Source organism: Streptococcus sp. GMD1S, assembly GCF_000296875.1.
Taxonomy (GTDB): Bacteria; Bacillota; Bacilli; order Lactobacillales; family Streptococcaceae; genus Streptococcus.
Window position 1 is genome coordinate 1 of record NZ_AJQY01000172.1, and the last position, 1073, is coordinate 1073.

At 43.7% G+C, this 1073-nt stretch carries 1 protein-coding gene; it reads right to left on the bottom strand.

Annotated features, from left to right (window positions below; all coding sequences use genetic code 11):
- The coding region (locus tag GMD1S_RS08050) for a 5'-3' exonuclease H3TH domain-containing protein (protein ID WP_000618939.1) at nucleotides 1-1073 on the bottom strand (1073 nt) is incomplete at both ends.

A 1073-nucleotide genomic window follows, 5' to 3' on the forward strand; every position in this document is an offset into this window, starting at 1 on the left:
TTCTCTCTCTCAGGGATAGCTTTCTTGACCCCCTTACCGTAGAAAGTCTCATCATCAGCCAGATAAGTCTGGCCATAGAGACTCGCAATGGTTGAGATTTCATTGTTCTCAACTGTTGAGAGTAAGTATTTTGCCAAACGGCTGTCAAAAGCAGGGGCCTGCAGATTCAAACCCAAGCGATTTAAGAGAACCTTAGCTTTTTTAAAGTCATACACTTTCAGAGGTGTTTTTTCTAGAAAATCCTTGAGAATCGGCTCCTGCAAGAGCTCAAGTTTATCTGTAGTGTAAAGTTTATCCCCACAGGACCAGGCAAAACCAACCAAATCATCTGTATGGTAATTTTCACCAAAGAGTTCAAAGTGGAAGATAGAGTCGGCACTCAGCATGTCTTGACTGACGTGGTCAACGATGGCGAAATCCAAACTTTCAGGCACATCTGTCGATGAAATATTTAAAGCTTGTTTGAGCTGTTTGAAGCCCATCTCATCGTAGAATTTCCCAAGATTTTCCACATCTGGGCCATTATAGACCAAATCGTCTAGTCCAATCTCAATTGGTGCCTGAGTCTCAATGGTCGCTAGTGTTTTCGATAAAAAGGCCTGTTCCTTGTCATTGATGAGATTTTCCTTCATCTTAGAAGCCTTCATCCCATCAATATTTTCATAAATACCCTCAAGCGAACCATGCTCCAGCAAGAGCTTGATACCCGTCTTTTCACCGATTTTCGTGACGCCAGGGATATTATCAGACTTATCCCCCATAAGAGCCTTAAGATCAATGAACTGAGCTGGTGTGAGGCCCATCTTTTCCATGAGATAGTCTGGCGTAAAAGCCTCAAACTCAGCCACACCTTTCTTGGAAATCTCAACCACCGTATGCTCATCCGTCAACTGGATCAAATCCTTGTCTCCACTGACGATAGTCACATCAAAAGAATCCTGCTCAGCCAAGCGACCTAGGGTCCCGATGATATCATCGGCTTCATACTGGGCCAACTCATAATGGCGAATCCCAAGGTGGTCTAACAACTCACGAATGAAGGGAAATTGCTCACGAAACTCATCTGGAGTTTT